The sequence below is a fragment of the Paenibacillus sp. FSL L8-0436 genome (assembly GCF_038593025.1).
Lineage (GTDB): Bacteria > Bacillota > Bacilli > Paenibacillales > Paenibacillaceae > Paenibacillus_AQ.
The window spans coordinates 295,650-312,567 of the sequence record NZ_CP151955.1; the positions used below are offsets into that span (position 1 = coordinate 295,650).

11 protein-coding genes are annotated in these 16,918 nt (G+C 56.4%); 8 read left to right on the forward strand and 3 right to left on the reverse strand.

What is annotated here, in order from left to right:
* The first annotated feature begins 133 nt into the window (after positions 1-133).
* Genes NSS79_RS01425 through NSS79_RS01450 form a run of 6 tightly spaced genes read left to right on the forward strand, consistent with a single transcriptional unit; the run spans position 134 to position 8,695 of the window.
* Positions 134-1,861 carry a glycoside hydrolase family 3 N-terminal domain-containing protein gene (locus NSS79_RS01425; RefSeq protein ID WP_342438001.1) on the forward strand — a complete coding sequence of 576 codons (1,728 nt, stop codon included), beginning with the start codon at positions 134-136 and terminating at the stop codon, positions 1,859-1,861.
* A complete protein-coding gene (locus tag NSS79_RS01430; RefSeq protein WP_342438002.1) occupies positions 1,848-2,924 on the forward strand; it encodes a glycoside hydrolase family 88 protein in 1,077 nt (358 codons plus the stop codon). Before NSS79_RS01425 ends, NSS79_RS01430 begins: the two co-directional genes overlap by 14 nt.
* Positions 2,925-2,984: 60 nt before the next feature.
* Positions 2,985-4,700, forward strand: coding sequence for a hypothetical protein (locus NSS79_RS01435; protein ID WP_342438003.1), 1,716 nt, complete (start codon positions 2,985-2,987; stop codon positions 4,698-4,700).
* Between the two features lie 40 nt (positions 4,701-4,740).
* Positions 4,741-7,533, forward strand: coding sequence for a glycoside hydrolase family 38 C-terminal domain-containing protein (locus NSS79_RS01440; protein WP_342438004.1), 2,793 nt, complete (start codon positions 4,741-4,743; stop codon positions 7,531-7,533).
* Positions 7,530-8,546: an HAD family hydrolase gene (locus NSS79_RS01445; protein WP_342438005.1), complete on the forward strand. Its 1,017-nt coding sequence runs from the start codon at positions 7,530-7,532 to the stop codon at positions 8,544-8,546. The genes NSS79_RS01440 and NSS79_RS01445 overlap by 4 nt, the downstream gene beginning before the upstream one ends.
* Before the next feature lie 14 nt (positions 8,547-8,560).
* Positions 8,561-8,695: a hypothetical protein gene (locus NSS79_RS01450; RefSeq protein WP_342438006.1), complete on the forward strand. Its 135-nt coding sequence runs from the start codon at positions 8,561-8,563 to the stop codon at positions 8,693-8,695.
* Between the two features lie 488 nt (positions 8,696-9,183).
* On the opposite strand, the gene hflX is transcribed toward NSS79_RS01450, so the two are convergent.
* Entirely contained in the window at positions 9,184-10,452 is a 1,269-nt protein-coding gene (hflX, locus tag NSS79_RS01455; protein ID WP_342438007.1) for a GTPase HflX, read from the reverse strand.
* A 705-nt stretch (positions 10,453-11,157) separates the two neighbouring features.
* Here hflX and NSS79_RS01460 point away from each other — a divergent pair.
* Entirely contained in the window at positions 11,158-11,391 is a 234-nt protein-coding gene (locus tag NSS79_RS01460) for a hypothetical protein (protein WP_342438008.1), read from the forward strand.
* 43 nt (positions 11,392-11,434) lie between these two features.
* A complete protein-coding gene (locus NSS79_RS01465; protein WP_342438009.1) occupies positions 11,435-11,950 on the forward strand; it encodes a hypothetical protein in 516 nt (171 codons plus the stop codon).
* 151 nt (positions 11,951-12,101) lie between these two features.
* On the opposite strand, the gene NSS79_RS01470 is transcribed toward NSS79_RS01465, so the two are convergent.
* Together NSS79_RS01470 and NSS79_RS01475 are read right to left on the reverse strand one after the other, a co-directional pair.
* Positions 12,102-15,140, reverse strand: coding sequence for a DEAD/DEAH box helicase (locus tag NSS79_RS01470; protein WP_342438010.1), 3,039 nt, complete (start codon positions 15,138-15,140; stop codon positions 12,102-12,104).
* Complete coding sequence (locus tag NSS79_RS01475; protein WP_342438011.1) at positions 15,137-16,771, reverse strand: SWIM zinc finger family protein; 1,635 nt, start codon at positions 16,769-16,771, stop codon at positions 15,137-15,139. Before NSS79_RS01475 ends, NSS79_RS01470 begins: the two co-directional genes overlap by 4 nt.
* Between the last annotated feature and the right edge of the window lie 147 nt (positions 16,772-16,918).

Consider the following 16,918-nt stretch of genomic DNA (forward strand, 5'->3'; position numbering starts at 1 on the left):
TTTTTCAGTTTGCTAAATATAGAAGATTCTAGATGTTTATAGAATTTTGAACTTATTTTGTAGTTGCCTTTATTTAGAGTGGCGCCGGGTTTCGTTACACTGGGGTTAGAAACTACCGGGAGGAATCGTGACCATGCGAAAGGCATTAGCTAAGGAAGAGCGGGACTGGGTAGAGCGCACCTTACGATCCATGAGCCTGCGTGAAAAGATCGGGCAGACGATGCAGGATCATGCGGGCAGGCTGCCATTCCAAGGGATGGACGAAGGGACTATAAGGGCGTATTTAGAGAAATATCCGGTGGGCAGCTTCTTTATTGGCGGAGAGGTGATTCAGAAGGCTGCCGGAAAAGCGGAGGAATACCGCGAATGGGTGGAGCTGCTACAGAAGGTCAGCAAATATCCGCTGCTGTTCTCGGGTGACCTGGAGTTCGGGGCTGGCTCTGCCGTCAAAAGCTTAACCGCTTTTCCTCCGCTGCTTGCGCTTGCCGCAGCAGATGATGAAGCGCTGGCCTACGAGTACGGCAAGTATACAGCAATCGAAGGACGTGCGGCCGGGTTTACCTGGGCGCTGGCGCCGGGTACGGACCTTTTGCTGAACTGGATGAATCCGGTGATTACGACCCGCTGTCTGGGTGATGATGCGGAGCGCGCACTGCGCCTGTCCAGCGCCGTGATGCGGGGAATGCAGGACTTCGGTATTGCCGCTTGTGCCAAGCATTTTCCGGGAGACGGGGTGGATTACAGGGATCAGCATATTATTACCACCATCAACGGTTTGTCCGAAGAGGCATGGTTCGCCACTTATGGCCGGGTGTCCCAGCAGATGATTGATCAGGGCGTGATGTCGTATATGACAGGACATATCGCCCTTCCCTGGCTGGAGGCGAATGCGCAGGGGAATAAACCTGTTCCGGCTACGGTCTCGGCACGCATTACAACGGAGCTTCTGCGGAACCGCATGGGGTTTGAGGGGGTAGTCCTGTCGGATGCGCTGGATATGGGCGGATTTCTGGCCTGGGGTGATTATGAGACGCGGATTGTGGATTGTTTCATCTGCGGGACCGATGTGCTGCTGTGGCCGGGTGTGAACTATTTTGAAGTCATGGAACGGGCAGTCGCCAGCGGCAAGGTAACGATGGAACGGCTGGACGCGAGTGTCCGGCGGGTTCTGGAGATGAAGGCAGAGCTGGGTATGCAGCATCTGGATGCCGAGGGCCGGGATCACTCCGCTGCGCCGCTGCTGAATGACAAATTGTTTCCTGAGCTGGACCGGGAGGCCAGAGAACTAAGCACGACACTTGCCGGGCGGTGTATTACGCTGGTGCGCAACCGGAGAAATCTCCTGCCCCTGAATCCGCAGACGACCCGCAGAGTTCTCATCATTATGCTGAACAAAGTGACAGAGGGACGCAAATATGACCGCATGGAGCTGTTTGTCGGGCACTTGAAGGCCAGAGGTCTGCAGGTGGATATTCTGGATGAATTCGAACCGCTGAATACGCTGCAGAAGTGGGAACAATCCGGGATTCGCTGGGATGCTGCGTTTACGCCTTATTTTCTGCCGCTCCACGGCATGATGAACACGGCTCGTCCAGTGGGGGAAGCAGCCAAGGCAATCTGGGCGATGCAGCATGCGGAGACGATCCACCCGATCGGGATCTCTTTTGCCACACCGTACCTGCTCCGGGATATGCCGTTTCTCGACACGCTGGTAAATGCGTATTCACTGCATGAAGATACGGTGGCGTTGACGGTTAAGGCGCTGTTCGGGGAGATTCCGTTTCAAGGGGTATCACCGGTGCAGGCAGATCCTGAGGGAATGAACACCCTTCCAAGGGGGCTTCAGCATGCCCGATACTAAGCAGTTATTGGAGGAAAAGCTGGACCTGCTGTTCGAATGCATGACTTCCCCCCGGCACCAGGGAAATTGGGGAATGGACATGGATCACTGGGACTGGGTTCCCGGGGTCGGACTGATTTCCATACTGGATTATGGAACGGCTGGCGGACAGGACAAGGCCATGAATTACCTGCTGCAATGGATGGAGCGGAATAAGCAGAAGGCAGAAGGCGTCAAAGTCATTAATTCCATGGCTCCTTATGCTGTGTTCCCCGAATTGTTCCGGCGGACTGGGGATAAATGGTTTCTGCACAAAGCGCAGGAAACCGCCGCCTGGATGCTGGAGGATGCACCGAGGACCCGGGAAGGCGCGCTGGAGCATACCGTCACTGAAGCGGCCCTGTTCCCTGAGCAGGTATGGGCAGATACGGTATATATGGCTGTGCTGTTTCTGGCGCGGCTCGCCAGTCTGACCGGAGACCGCGGCATGGCCGAGGCTGCGCTGCAACAGACTCTGCTTCATCTGCGGCTGCTGCAGGACACGGAGACGGGCCTGCTGTTCCACGGCTGGAACTGCCGGGAGGGCAGCCATATGTCGGCCGTCCGCTGGGCGCGGGCCAACGCCTGGATTACCCTTGCTGTCCCGCAAATTGTAGCCGGGATCAAGGGACTTGTACCGGTCCCCGAAGAACTGTACAGCCGCTATTCGGAGCTTGCTTCAGCGCTGAGGTCCTGCCAGGACACAGGCGGACTCTGGCATACGGTGCTCGACAGGCCGGACTATTACCAGGAAACATCGGGGAGCGCAGGCATCGCCTGCGGCTTCATTCAGGCAGTCAGGCACGGTATGCTCGAACCTTCTTATCTCGGCAGCGCCCGGGTCACCCTTGAAGGCATCCTCCCGCTTATCCAGGATAACGGTGAAGTGCAGGGTGTGTCGGGAGGCACCCCCGTCATGCCGTCGGAGGAGGCGTATAACGAAATTGCGCTGTACCCTTCGCTGTACGGGCAGGGGCTGGTCATGCAATTATTGGCGCAGGCACTGAATCTGAATCTGGATCTGGATCTGGGTCTGGGTCGGTAATCCGGCCTTGGCCCAGTAGGATCAGCCAAACCGTTTTATCAGAGAAAGGCAGGGAGATCGATGAACAAGAGGACCGGTAATACCAAACAAGGGATAGACCAGCAGCAAATGCTGATCCGTAAAATGCGCATGCTGGAGTCCCGTTATGATCCGGGAATTTGCATGCTGCGCTCGCCGTTCGGCAGCCCGGGTTATCATACAACTCTGAAGCAGGCGGAGTTTATCCATTCCACCAGAGATTCGCTTTCGTATGCACTCGGGCTGCTGGATACCGAACTGGCTGAGATGGAGCAGCGGGCCTTTGATATTATCAGGCAGGTGATTTCCCTGCAGGATACGGACCGCAGCCATGCTACCTTCGGAATCTGGTCATGGTTCTATGAAGAGCCGCTTGCGCAAATGTCGCCTCCGGACTGGAACTGGGCCGATTTCTGCGGCAGCCGGCTGATTCAGGCGTTGTCACGCCATGGCTGGCGCTTTCCGGAGGCTCTGCGTGAAGACGTCATACGCTCCATTGATTATGCCTGCGAGGCGATTATGAAGCGGAATGTCGGTCCGGATTACACCAATATTGCCATTATTGGAGCCTTCGTTACGAGAATTGCCGGGGAGCAATTGGGCCGTGAGGATTATGCCGAGTACGGCCTGAAGCGCCTGGAAAAATTGTATGCGTATACACAGCAGCGCGGGGCCTTTCAGGAGTACAACAGCCCGGTCTATACCTATATCGCTATTCTGGAGCTGTCCAAGCTGCGTTCCGAGACTACAGACAGCACGGTAAAAAGGCTCAGCGATGAGCTGATCGAGCTGACCTGGCAGACGGTCGCCGGGTATTATCATCCTGCGACCGCCCAGTGGTCCGGGCCGCATTCACGCTCCTATCAGACGCTTCTGAATGATCAGAGCAAGGCTTTTCTGCAGGTCGCAACTCAAGGGGAGGTTATGTTTTTTCCTTGGGAGGAGCTGCCTTATGAAGAGGAGTGGTACAAGAGCAAATTCTATTGCCCGGCCGCTTATCTGGATGCATTTAAGGTTAGGGGGACAAAAGAAGTGCGGCAGCTCTACGAAGGAAATGCGGACGACGGCAGCGGCAAATGGGCGGTTACCTTTATGAACCCGCAGGTTAGCATCGGTTCCTTTACAGACAGTGACCTGTGGAATCAGAGAAGACCGCTGGTGGCTTATGTGGATAATAACGGTTCACCCTCCTATATTCAGCTCCGCTGTCTGCATGACGGCTATGACTATTGTTCCGCCCGTTTCAAAGCCAGACAGGATCAGGGGCATCTCCTGTTTGGAGTGGATTTTCTGACCAATGGGGGAGATACCCATCCCAACTTAGACCGCATTGACGGTGAGATTGAAGCGGGGGATTTCCGGCTGAGACTGGAGATCGGGGGCAGCCTGGACGGCATCTTTACTGAAACTGTAGAAGACGGGGCTGTGATCAAGATAGGAGAGACCGTCTTGCGTCTAACCACATGGTTCGCGGCATTCACGGGACATTCAGGAGCCAAGCGGAGCTGGAGCTGGGAGATTCACACGGGCGAGGATGCCATCCTGGTGGATATGGTGCTGTATTCCGGCCTGCGTAAAAGCATTAATTTCACCCATCTGCGGCAAGCGGCGTTTGTATTCTCTCTGGATATTCAGGAGGACGGGGACATTCCAAGGCCGCTGGTGGAGATGACCAGCAGCGGCAGGCTGCGGATCAGCGGGAGCACAGAGGAGCCTGAAGCGTTCTCCCTGACCCTGCGCCCGGGTCCCGCAGAATGAAGATTCCCGAGACTGGAATGACAAAGGAGATAGGAAGCTCATGAAACCAGACACCTCCCATATCAAACAAATCAAGGTTGTCTCTAATACACACTGGGACCGGGAGTTCCGGCGGTCGTTTGAGCGGACCCGCCGGAATCTGCTGACCATGCTGGATACGACACTGGATATTCTCGCCGCTGATCCGGACTATGCGTCCTTTACGCTGGACGGCCATTCCATCCTGCTGGAGGATTATGTGGAAATGCGGCCGGAGCGCAGGGGACAGCTTGAACAGCTGATGCAGGAAGGGCGGCTGATCGCCGGCCCGTATTATACGCTGGCCGAGGAGTTCAGCATCTCGCATGAGGCGCTGGTCCGCAATCTGATCCTGGGCCGGAGTGTGGTGGAGAAATTCGGCGGCAAGACAGGAACGGTCGCCTACACCCCGTCCTCCTGGGGGCAGACCGGGCAGCTGCCGCAGATTCTCCAGGACTTCGGACTTGATAAAATGATGTTCTACCGCGGCATCTCCCATCACGAGGCCGATGCAGAATGGATCTGGAGCGCGCCTGACGGAACGCAGGTGCTTGCCAGCCGTTTTGGCCTGTATGCTCGTTATAACTGGTATTACCAGGTTCACCGTGCAGTGACCCGCGGTACGGTTTTTGACAAGACCTATCATTGGGGCAAGGAGAATGACCTGCCTTTCCGGCTGTCGGATGCCTTGTCCGGAGAGGATCAGGTTTACGAGATTAAATCTCCGGTTGTCCAATACGACAAGGAGAAGTTGAAGCAGGCAGTTGAGGACATGATTGAGCGTGAAGGCCGCCACTTCACGACCGAAGTGTTCCTGGCGATGCATGGGCACGATATCTCGGTAGCCCATCCTCTGGAATCGCGGATTATTGCCGATGCCCGGGAACTGCTGGGGGATAAATATAACATCGAGCAGACAGATCTGGAGGGCTTCTGGAAGGAGGCGAAAAAACATCTGGACCGGGAGCATCTTCCCGTCCTCACGGGGGAGCGCCGGTCTTACCTTAAGGAAGGCATGTGGACATTCCTGTTCCCCGGAACGATCAGTGCGAGAACCTATCTGAAGCAAATGGACTTCTCGGCCAGTAATGCACTGGTGTATTATGCGGAGCCGCTCGCTTCCTTGGCCTCGGCGCTGGGGTCTGTCTATCCGGCAGGATACATGGAGCGGGGATGGCGGTATTTATTGTCCAACCATACCCATGATGCTAACGGCGGCTGTGCGCCGGACAACGTCTGCGCCGATATGGAGTACAGATACCGGAAAGCAGGCGACATCGGGGATATCGTTACGGAGGATGCGATGGCGTACATCGCCTCGCAGCTGTCACCCGAAGGCATGGAGCAGGATGAGATGCAGCTGGTAGTTTATAATCCATTGCCGATGGAACGGAATGCAGTCGTGCTGCTCGATTTGGAGGTGCCGAGAGTCAATGGGGCCCTTTCCGTCAGCCTAAGCTCGGCACTGGACCCGCTGGTAGAACGCCAGGCCATTGCCAGCGGCAATTCCAGCGTGTTCGTGGATAGCATTTGGGATGTGCCTACGATCCTGGAGAGCCGCCGCATCCGGTTGTTAGCCCGCTTGACCCGCCTGCCCGGACTCGGCTACCGCACGTACCGGATTGTGCCGGAGGCGCGCGAGCTGCGCAGCAGCGGCACACTGATTACAGGACCCGACACAATGGAGAATGAATTTTTGAAAGTACAGGTGAATCCTGACGGGACGCTGGATATGCACAATAAAACAACCGGCAGAAGCTACAGCAGCCTCAACTATTTGAGCGATCAGGGAGAGAACGGAAACGCCTGGAAGCATGTGTCTCCTCTGCATGACCGCAAATACAACAGTCTTGGTGTACCGAGCCAGGTAGCGGTAACGGTAAGCGGTCCCCTGAGCAGTACGATTGAAGCGGAGTATGAATTTGCGGTTCCGGCAGATTACGGGGACGGAGAGTCGCGCAGCCGGGTAATGGCAAAGCTTCCGGTGAAGGTAGCCTATACGCTGGAAAAGGGCGCCAAGCATGTACTTGTGAAGCTGACGGTAGATAATAGGGCCAAGGATCACCGGCTGCGCGCCAATTTCCCTACAGGGCTGCGTACCGGGGTCACTTGGGCCGACAGCCATTATGATGTGTTGTCACGGCCCATCCCGCTGCCGGATTCCACGGATTGGGCGGAACGGGCCGAAGGTACTCATCCGCTGCGCACCTTTGCCGGCATGACGGACGGAAGAGATGGACTCGCGGTTCTGCCCAAAGGGATCTATGAATATGAAGCCTTTGAGGATGAGCGCAGCACCCTGGCGCTGACCTTAATCCGGGCCTGCCGGATCAAGCTGGCAGTGAGCGAAGAGAAGCTGACGGAGCTGCCCGATCAGGGCATTCAGTGCCCTGGCCTGCAAAGCTTCGAATACGCCATCCACGTACATGAAGGAGATTGGCAGGAGGCAGATCTGCTTGCACAGGCGGCGCAGCTGTACACTCCTGTACGGATCGCAGCCTCCGGCCGTGGGCAGGGTGCGCTTCCGGCAGAGGCCAGCTTCTTTACGCTGAATAACCCTGCCCTTCATGTCAGTTGTGTGAAGCAGGCGGAGGATGGCAGCGGAACTATCCTCCGGCTCTTCAACGGTTCGGATACGGAACAGAAGGCGGACATCACATTCGGTATCACCCCGGAGCATGTGCAGTGCTGCCGGATGGACGAAACGCTTCTGGATGAGCCGGAGCTGCAGCTGGCTGCCAATCTCTTGACAGTGACGATACCGGCCAAGAAGATCGCCAGCTATAAGATCTCTATGGGGGCCTGGGCGAGATGACGGAGAAGAAACTGCCCGGATTTGGTCTTGGAATGTCACAGCTGGCCGCCGGCTTCTTTGAGCAGGAGAGCGGAGGAGATGGGTTATTCCGCAGGGGAGTTGGCGGCGTTGCCGCTATTCTGACACCGAAGGACCGGAAGACTGAGTTTATCGTATACGAAGACAAAACGCTTTGTTATGTAAAATCTTCGATGGGTTCCCCGGCGCTGTATCCTTTTCACGATGCAGCTTTCGAGGGTCCGGCAGAAGCGGTGCTGATGGATCTGGACGGAACCAGTGTCCACAGTGAAGGCTTCTGGATGTGGATTATTGAGCAGACGGTGGCCCGGCTGCTGGGAAATCCCCGCTTCGCGCTGCGCCCCGAAGATGAGCCGCATGTCTCCGGGCATTCCGTGTCGGAGCATCTGCAGTACTGCATAGCCAAATATTGTCCGCAGCGCAGTGTAGAGGAGGCCCGGCAGCTTTACTTTGACATTACTCATTATGAAATGAATGAGATTATGCAGGGCCGGGGGAAGCCGGGAGCGTTTGTTCCTGCGCCCGGTCTGGGAGAGTTCCTCCAGACCCTGAAATCCAAGGGCGTAAAGATTGGACTTGTAACCTCGGGACTGTACGAGAAGGCTTGGCCGGAAATTCTGTCAGCCTTCCGGACGCTGGATCTAGGGGATCCGTTTGGCATATACGACGCGGTCATTACGGCCGGGCAGACATTTCATCCCGGCCAGGCGGGCACGCTGGGTGAATTGTCGCCGAAGCCGCATCCCTGGCTGTATGCCGAGACGGCAAGGATCGGCCTGGGCCTGAGTACGGAGAAGCGCCGCCGGGTGGTCGGCATTGAGGACTCGGCGGCGGGTGTCATCTCGATCCGTCTGGCCGGATTTGCAGCGCTCGGCGTGACCGGCGGCAATATCCGCAGCAGCGGTGTGCTGCCCTTGCTGCAGCAGGAATTTGGCAGCCTGACGGAGATGCTTCCGCTGCTGCTTGGCGAGCCTGGTCCAGCAGCGGCCTATTGAGGCTTAAGGAGGGCATGCTGCGGGCGAAGAGTAGGCAGAGGAAGCAGCAGAAGAAGAAGGAGAGGGGGAGGAGGAAGAAGAAGAGGGAGAGGAAGAGGAAGAGGAAGAGGGCGAGGGCAGCTGATCTCCAGGGAAGGCAGCCTCAATGAAGATACTGGCATCTATGAGGAAAGCAGCAAATGATGATTGCACCGGGAAAAATGCCCGCTATATTTGTGCAGACAGCCCTTTTGAGGGATATACAGGGAATACATGCCGCTAATATGGACTTATTCTTCAATAAAGCCTTTTTGTAAAATATTAGCGGGCACAATTTCCGTTAGGTGTTCGATTGTCGGAGTAATCTCTATATAGCGGCAGTAAATCCCGCTAATGAATCCGTGAGCTGCAAGGTAGCGAGGTAGCAAGATAGCAAGGTAGCAGGGTAGCAAGGTAGCAAGGTAGCAAGGTAGCAAGGTAGCAAGGTAGCAAGGTAGCGGGGTGGCAGCGTCTTACGCATCACAAGGTGAAATTTGATCAGGGACACCGAATATATAATATAAAATTGTCTCTTCCATAGCTGTATTTAGTTAAACCACAAAGGAGCTTGCCCCTGGTCACCGGACCTGAGGCAAGCTCCTATTCTGTGTTCACCTTTTTATTGCGGGAGCTCGATGAAATCCCCGCGGAATCTTTCATAGTCGGCCGCCCTGCACTCCAGCTGAAGTTTTGTGCCTTGCTCTTCATAGCTAATCTTCTGAATATGCGCATGCTCGTTGAAGTACGAGACGACGCTGCCGCGATCGAACGGAACCAGAATTTCACACTGGATATAGTCATTGAAGACATGCCCCCGGATCAGCCCGGTAAGCTCGGCGATTCCGCTGTTCTGCTTAGCCGAAAGAATAACAGAATCCTCATGGACAACAGGATAGGGCTGGTCCGTCAAATCTGCCTTATTGTAGGCATAGATCGTTGGAATGCCGTCTGCGCCCAGTGCCTTCAGGGTCTCGGCGGTTACCGCCATATGCTGCTCATGCTGCAGATCGGAAATATCGACGACATGAATCAGCAGGTCGGCCTCAGTCACTTCCTCCAGTGTGGAGCGGAACGCCTTGACCAGATGATGGGGCAGCTGGCTGACAAAACCTACGGTGTCCGTAAGCAGGAACGTTTTCTGGTCGGGCAGCTTAATGCTGCGGACCGAAGTCTCCAACGTGGCAAACAGCATATCCTTGGCAAATACCTGCTTGCCTGAACCCGGATGATACGTCTCTACTATGACATTCATCAGGCTGGATTTGCCGGTGTTGGTGTAACCGACAAGACAAATCACCGGGACTTCATTCTTGTGCCGCTGCTTCCGCTGAATCTGGCGCCTGGATACCTGGGTCTGCAGCTCTGTCTGCAGTGCCGAGATACGTTCTTCAATTCTTCTGCGGTCCAGCTCCAGCTTGGTTTCACCGGCCCCCCGGTTCTTCAGGCCCGCCCCGCCGCCTTGTCGGCCGAGGGACTCGCGCATTCCGGTCAGACGGGGAAGCATATACTGCAGCTGGGCAACTTCCACCTGCAGCTGAGCCTCCTTGGTTTTGGCCCGTTCGGCGAAGATATTTAGAATTAGAATCGTGCGGTCAATCACCTGGCGGTCCAGCGACGATTCCAGATTACGGATCTGCGAAGGGGTCAATTCATCATTGAAGATAACAAGGGTATCTTCATCCTCCAGCATAAGGGACAATTCCTGAATCTTCCCTGTGCCAATATAGTGGGAGGGGTTGATCCGGCTGGCTTTCTGGCTGAGTTCCCCGATCACTTTGATGTTGCAGGCAGCGGCCAAATTGCGCAGCTCCTCCATGGCATAGGCGAAATTAGTTTCATTCTGCAGTTGAACCCCGACGATTACTGCGTGTTGTGGTGTGGATTCCATATATTTATCAACCTCCTAAAAGTTTTGTGAGCATAACCCCACTGAATAAGCTTCGTGCAAAACTGGCTTCGAAAGCATACACCTAGTTTTGTGAGCATAACCCCACTGAATAGACTTCGTGCAAAACTGGCTTCGAAAGCATAAAAAAGCACAGGCAATCAGCGGCCTGTGCTTAATATCGTAGAGGAAACAGAATAGGACTGGGAGAGCACCGCAAAAGGATGCAATGCTTCTTCCAGCTGGGCATAACCATAGAAGGTAAAGTGAAAGAACCGGCATCCGCAAAGGGGAATAGCTGCCTATTCCACCGCTGGTGCATGCGGTAATTCCTTGGCTATGGCTGTGCGAATTTCTAAAGGCGAATGCGGCGGAGCGTTCCCGGTCCGCTGGTTAAGCTGTGGGTTGCCTTTAAAAATGGATAGACCTATCCTGAGTCCTCTGCACAAGGCAGAGCTTTAGCGCTATTAAAAGCTGATTAGCCGCGTAAAGTACGAATCCGGATATAATCTATCACATTCATTTGCAACCCTCCGTTCCTAAAAGTTGTGTTCATTTTAGCACATCAGTTATTTTATGGCAATCCTGATCCTTTGCAAGCACCTTCTGGAATTCGCGGCTTTTTGGCCACTTGCCATTCAACCAGAAACTTCCTACTTTGTTTGCATACAATATACTAATTGTCTTAATAGGAAGGAGGGATGAGCCATGGCAGTTCTAACTACAAATACAATCACCAGGAATCCTACCGGCGTTTTAGGACCGATCAGCCAGGCTGTTATAAAAATTGTAAATAGCGGAACAGCCAAAACAGTGGTCTATATAACGGTCCTCAACAATGATGTTAGTCCGGCAACCCTCTTTGCCCAGGAATTGTTCGAGGTGAACTACAGGGAGGTGGTGAGCAAAACCTACAATATCACCGATTTTTTTTCAATTTAATGTACTTTATTCTCAGGAAAAGCTGGGTGTTCAGATTTTTCTTGTGGATAGTGGAGGGAAGTGGTTTCCGGTCAGTCTGACGCAGCTTGCGGTCAGCCGGATTACCTCGGAGTTTCGCGATAACATCGCCGTAACCAGTACTGATTTCGCCGCAATCAGCTTCCGCAGAAATGGGGCGCTGACGATTCCGGAAGGGGTAGCCGCTGACATCCGGCCTGACGGTGTGGAAATTCTGGCATCAACGCCCATCCGCTACAAAATCGTGGCCGGCGGTACCGTTAACGGCAGTTTTGTTAATTTTCCGACACCGACTACCGCTTTTTCCGTGAATGACACGGCGCTGCAGGTGAATTATACCTGCTCGACGGTTACGGGCGGCAGAGTCATCACGCAGGGCCTGGGCTCCGGGATTTCCGGTGCTTATCAGGATGTGGTGGTCAATCTTCTGAATCAGCAGCTTGTATATGACCTTCAGGAGGAACCGGTAACGCTTGTGGTCAGCTCGCTCGCCGGGGAGGATAATCTGGCAGCCACCTTTAGAATGGCGGAGCAATGGTAGGGTTAGCTGCGCGGAACAGCAATCTTACTCCATAATGCGGGCATACAAAAAGAACACCGGCGCATGCAGCATGCAGCAGATGTTCTTTTTTTGCACATTATAGGTGATGCCTGCTGCTTCAAGAGCTTGAAGGAAAAAGGAGAGGGCCGGGTCAGCCAACCCACTCCTGCCGCAGCGTGAACAGATCTTTCAGCGCATCTGTAGACAGCTCGGTAATCCAGCCCTCGGAGCCGGAGATCACATCGTCGCTGAGCTGCTGCTTGCTCTCCAGCATCTCATCAATACGCTCCTCCAGCGTGCCGAGTGAAATGAATTTATGCACCTGCACATCCTTGGTCTGGCCCATACGGTAGGCGCGGTCGGTGGCCTGGTTCTCCACAGCCGGATTCCACCAGCGGTCAAAGTGGAACACATGATTGGCCGCTGTCAGATTGAGGCCGACGCCCCCCGCCTTGAGGGAAAGAATAAAGACGTTTGGCTGATCGGACTGGCGTTCGCCTGCCGCCAGCAGGTCCCCGCCTTCCTGCGGCGGCGTCTGGAATTGTTCGATCATCCGGTCGCGTGCCGTTTTGGACGTGCTGCCGTTCAAGTAAAGGACCGGCTCCTGCAGCTCCTGCCGAAGCACGGCCTGCAGCATTTTGCCCATGCCGACATATTGGGTGAAGATCAGGCAGCGTTCGTTCTCTTCACGCAACTCCCGCACCATCGCCAGCAGCCGTTCGAGCTTCGAGGAACGCTCAATCAGGGACGTGGTATCCAGTTGGCCCTCGCCATCCGGATCAGGCAGCGCCTCCTTCGTCAGCAGCATCGGATGGTCGCAAAGCTGCTTGAGGCTGGTCAGCGCAGCAAGAATCGCCCCTTTGCGCTCAATGCCCTCCAGCTGCTTCATCCGTTCCAGCAGCCCGGTTACGTTCTGGTCATAGAGGGCGGCCTGCTCAGCTGTGAGATGAACATAGGTTTTCATCTCGTTTTTGTCGGGCAGATCCAGCTGGATGGCCGGGTCTTTCTTCTTGCGGCGCAGCATGAACGGCTTTACAAGCTTCTGCAGATCCGCCGTGCGCTCCGCATTGCGTTCCTTCTCAATCGCATTCGCGAACCGGTCCTGGAATGCTTTTGGACTGCCGAGATAGCCGGGTGTGATGAAATCGTAAATCGACCACAGCTCGGACAGCTTGTTCTCGATGGGTGTTCCGGTCAGGGCGATCCGGTGCAGGGCAGGGAAGCTGCGCACCGCCACAGATTGTTTGGTTCCGGCGTTCTTAATATTCTGTGCCTCATCCAGGCAAACCGTAGCCCAAGTGAACTGCTTCAGCAGCTCCTGGTCGAGCGAGGCCGTGGCGTAGGAGGTGAGGACCACGTCGGCCTGGGAAGCGGCACCGTAGAAGTAACCTGCATCGAGGCGCCTGCTTCCGTAGTGGAGCATGATGTTCAGGGACGGAGCGAACCGCTGGAGCTCTTTCTGCCAGTTGCCGAGCACTGAAGTCGGACAGATAATCAGCGACGGCCAGTCCGGCGGGTCGGTCTGCCGCCCGGGCCCCATTGCTGATGGGCCGGCTTCGCCCTGCTGTTCCTTCAAGTGGAGCAGGTAGGAGATCAGCTGCACGGTTTTGCCGAGGCCCATGTCATCGGCCAGGCAGGCGCCGAGTCCGAAGCGGCGCAGAAATACAAGCCAGGCATACCCTTCATGCTGGTAGCTTCTCAGCTCGGCATGCAGGCCAGCCGGTACCTCGGGCTTCGGCCAATCCGAGCGGTGGCCGAGCTGGCCGATCAGCCGGACCAGATGCTCGTTCAGCTCGACCTCCAGCCGGAAGCGGGCGGCATTCTCTTCCGCCTGCTCCGCCTCGGCCGCCTCGTTGTCCTGCTCTTCGCCGCCGCCCAGCAGGTGCAGCTGGAGCACATCCTGAAAGGACAAGCCCTGGGACTTGTCCATCCCGGCCATGGCCCGCTGGATCTGGGCCAAGAGAGCGGGGTCAAGCGGAATCCACTTGCCCCTGAACTGCACGAGCCGCTCGCCGCGTGCGACCAGATCGGCGAACTCCGCCTCGGAGAGTTCGGCATCGCCGATGGAGATGCGCCAGTCGAAATCGACCAGCGAATCCAGCCCGAACAGCGACTGGCCGCCGCTGCTTCCGCTGCCCTCGCCGGAGCTAATCTTGGCGCGCAGGCGGGGTTTCTTCCGGCTGGCGGCTTCCCACCACGCCGGAAGGAGCACCTGCCAGCCGGCTTCCAGCAGCAGCCGGCTGTCCACGGTCAGGAACCGCCAGGCGTCGCCGTCGCTGAGCGGTTCACCAAGCACATCGTCCCCGTGGCCGATGTGCTCCCCGGCCAGGCTTTCGCGCAGGCGCGAAAGCCACCCGGACGCGCGCTCGTGGACGTGGGGCGTCCACGCTGCCGGCCACAGGCCATGCGGCTCGCCGTCCCCGGTGAGCCGCAGCGGCACAAGCGCGGATTCATCGCGCTTGTCCTGCAGGAGCAGCTGGAGCCTCCAGTACGACTTCTCGTCGTCCGGCTCCAGCAATTGCAGGGCCGGCCGGAACGGCGCCGTGTCCGCCTTCCAGCCGATGGACATCAGCCAGCTGTCGTCGTCCATGCCGGCAGTTGCCGCGCCCGCGCTGCTGCTGAACAGCAGCGGGTATTCGCTGCGCAGGTCTGCGGCTTCGGCCTCGGTGCCGTAATACTGCTGGAACACCGCCGCCGAGAAGGCAGCGCGCATTCCGTCCGCAAGGTTCCGGCGCCCGGCAAGTCGGCGCAGGGCAGACTGTGCGCTCCCATTGCCTTCCGCAGCCAGCTCCAGCGCCTTGTCATCCCAGTCCCACTGCAGCTTGCCTTCGCGATAGGCAGACAGGCTCGGCGCATACTTCTTCTCCGCCAGCAGCCCGGCGATGGCGGGCGCCAGCCCGGTCAGCAGTTCGGCGTCGCCCTGCCAGCTCCAGCCGACATGCCGCAGCAGCCTGCGCTCGGCAAAGAAGGGGATGACCTGCTCAGCGGGCAGAACCACAAGGTCAACCCCATCGGCGTTCTGGAGCGTTAACTCCGTTCCATAAAAAGACTCCTCATGCCAGGAGAACAGCTTCTGCTTAAGCTGAACACCGGGCACATAATCATCCCTGTCATCCACCCCGTAGATCAGCGCATCGCCATATTGGGTTAAGGCAAGCTGGACAGTAATATTTCGCATATATTTGCTCATGGGATCAGCTTTCCTTTCCGCAGCTCTTCCTGCAGTGCGCGCAGCCGGCTGTACCGGAAGGTGAAGGAATCCAGAAATTGTTCCCACCGCTCCTCGCGTTTCAGCTTTTTATAGAGCTTGGACAAGCGCTTTAACAGTTTTACAGCCGCTTTGTAGCCGTGCCGGTTCTTCTCCAGCACGAACCGTTCTGCCGCCTGATGATAGAACGGGAGCAGCAGCTCCGGCGCGTTCTTCTCGATCGGCTGGAGGTCGCTGACACGGAAATCGGCGGGTTCCTTGCCGGAGGAGAGCTGGTAATCCATCCATTCCTGCCAGCGCCCGTGGTCCAGCAGCATTTCTTCATAAATCTCCCGGGACAGCGGCAGCATGCCGATCAGCGTATCCCACATCCGGGGTTCGGTCTCCGGCAGGCGGCGGACGGCTTCCTCCCAGTATCCGGCATAGTTCTTCAGGTTATATAGGCGGCTGGTCAGCAGAGGGCCGATTTCGGCCAGCCACAGAGCAAGGCGGGACCAATGCCCGGCCTCCGCCAGGGGAGCCAGAAAGCTCATCAGCTCGTCCGGGTAGAGGCCCGGGCGTTCGGAAGCTTTGCCAAGCAGCTCCCAGGCGCCTTTGTCATCGTTCAGATAGAAATACATCCGGCTCTCCGCCAGTTGCTGCGAGTGGCGCGAGAGTGATATGCCGGCTTCCTCGCCGGTCTGGCGGAGCGCTTCCAGCTCTTCCAGGTACATAGCCGGACCGCTTGCATTCGGTGCAATCCAGCCTCTCCAGATCAGATCGTAGCAGAGGGAGTAATAGGGCTGTTCCCGTGAACGGTCGCGCGGCTCATTCAGCATCTCCCGCCGCAGATAGGCCAGCGTTTCGCTGACCCGGGGCCAGCATTCCGGTTCTGCGGCGAGCGGCAGGCTGTTTTTCATGAGATCCGTTACCGCTTTTTGCAGCTCGGAGACAGCAACAGAGGTATAATAACCCAGAGAAGCACCTGCTCCCGGGACATGAGGGCCTGCCGGTTTCAGTAAGCTTTCCAGCACAAAGAGATGGGCATGAAGCTTATATAACAGCCCGGAGGCCGGAGGGAGCGCTGGAGTGGCCTCGGAGATGGCTGCCAGCGCCCTGTCGGTGTATTGGGAATTCCGCACGGTAGGCGCCAGCGGTGCGGTGAGCAGCGCTAAGTATTCACGCCACTGCTCCACATTTCCGGATGGAACCAGGGCAGCCAGCTCCTTCAGCTGCTCCTTGCGGCGGGCGGAGCCACCGGCAACGGGAGTCTCCTTGACCACCGGATTGCGGATCCATTGACTTGTCGTCTTGGCATTGGCCAGCATATGCACCAGCCGGCCCTGCTGCTCGGCATACTTCATTAATACAGCAGCCATATGCTTGCAGGAATGCTGTACCGGGCAGCTGCAACGGCTGGCGGACAGGGTATCCAGATCAATAGTTACGCTGTAGTCTTCCCCGCCTTCCACAAGCGCCAGAATGCTCCCGACTGAGATCATTTTGAACGCATGGACACGGTCCTGCTTATAATACTGAAATCCCCGTTTGAGGGTGATATCACTGAATTGATAGGCTACGTCTGAAATAAGCTTGTCCCATTCCTGATCGGCCATGTAGAAATTTCGCTGCATCGCATTTGGTCTCCTGTAGCAAATTGGTCTTGACTCATTTTCTCATTATAACATTTGTGACGATCTTATCCTTAACTCCCTAAAATCTTAAAGAATATGACATGCTCCATATTGCCGTATAGGCGAACATGCTACTCTAAGGTCTGA

Excerpts from the sequence above, each read along its gene's own strand:
- NSS79_RS01425 (WP_342438001.1), top strand. The coding sequence starts at position 134 with ATGCGAAAGGCATTAGCTAAGGAAGAGCGGGACTGGGTAGAGCGCACC.
- NSS79_RS01430 (WP_342438002.1), top strand. The coding sequence starts at position 1,848 with ATGCCCGATACTAAGCAGTTATTGGAGGAAAAGCTGGACCTGCTGTTC.
- NSS79_RS01435 (WP_342438003.1), top strand. The coding sequence starts at position 2,985 with ATGAACAAGAGGACCGGTAATACCAAACAAGGGATAGACCAGCAGCAA.
- NSS79_RS01440 (WP_342438004.1), top strand. The coding sequence starts at position 4,741 with ATGAAACCAGACACCTCCCATATCAAACAAATCAAGGTTGTCTCTAAT.
- NSS79_RS01445 (WP_342438005.1), top strand. The coding sequence starts at position 7,530 with ATGACGGAGAAGAAACTGCCCGGATTTGGTCTTGGAATGTCACAGCTG.
- NSS79_RS01450 (WP_342438006.1), top strand. The coding sequence starts at position 8,561 with ATGCTGCGGGCGAAGAGTAGGCAGAGGAAGCAGCAGAAGAAGAAGGAG.
- hflX (WP_342438007.1), bottom strand. The coding sequence starts at position 10,452 with ATGGAATCCACACCACAACACGCAGTAATCGTCGGGGTTCAACTGCAG.
- NSS79_RS01460 (WP_342438008.1), top strand. The coding sequence starts at position 11,158 with ATGGCAGTTCTAACTACAAATACAATCACCAGGAATCCTACCGGCGTT.
- NSS79_RS01470 (WP_342438010.1), bottom strand. The coding sequence starts at position 15,140 with ATGAGCAAATATATGCGAAATATTACTGTCCAGCTTGCCTTAACCCAA.
- NSS79_RS01475 (WP_342438011.1), bottom strand. The coding sequence starts at position 16,771 with ATGCAGCGAAATTTCTACATGGCCGATCAGGAATGGGACAAGCTTATT.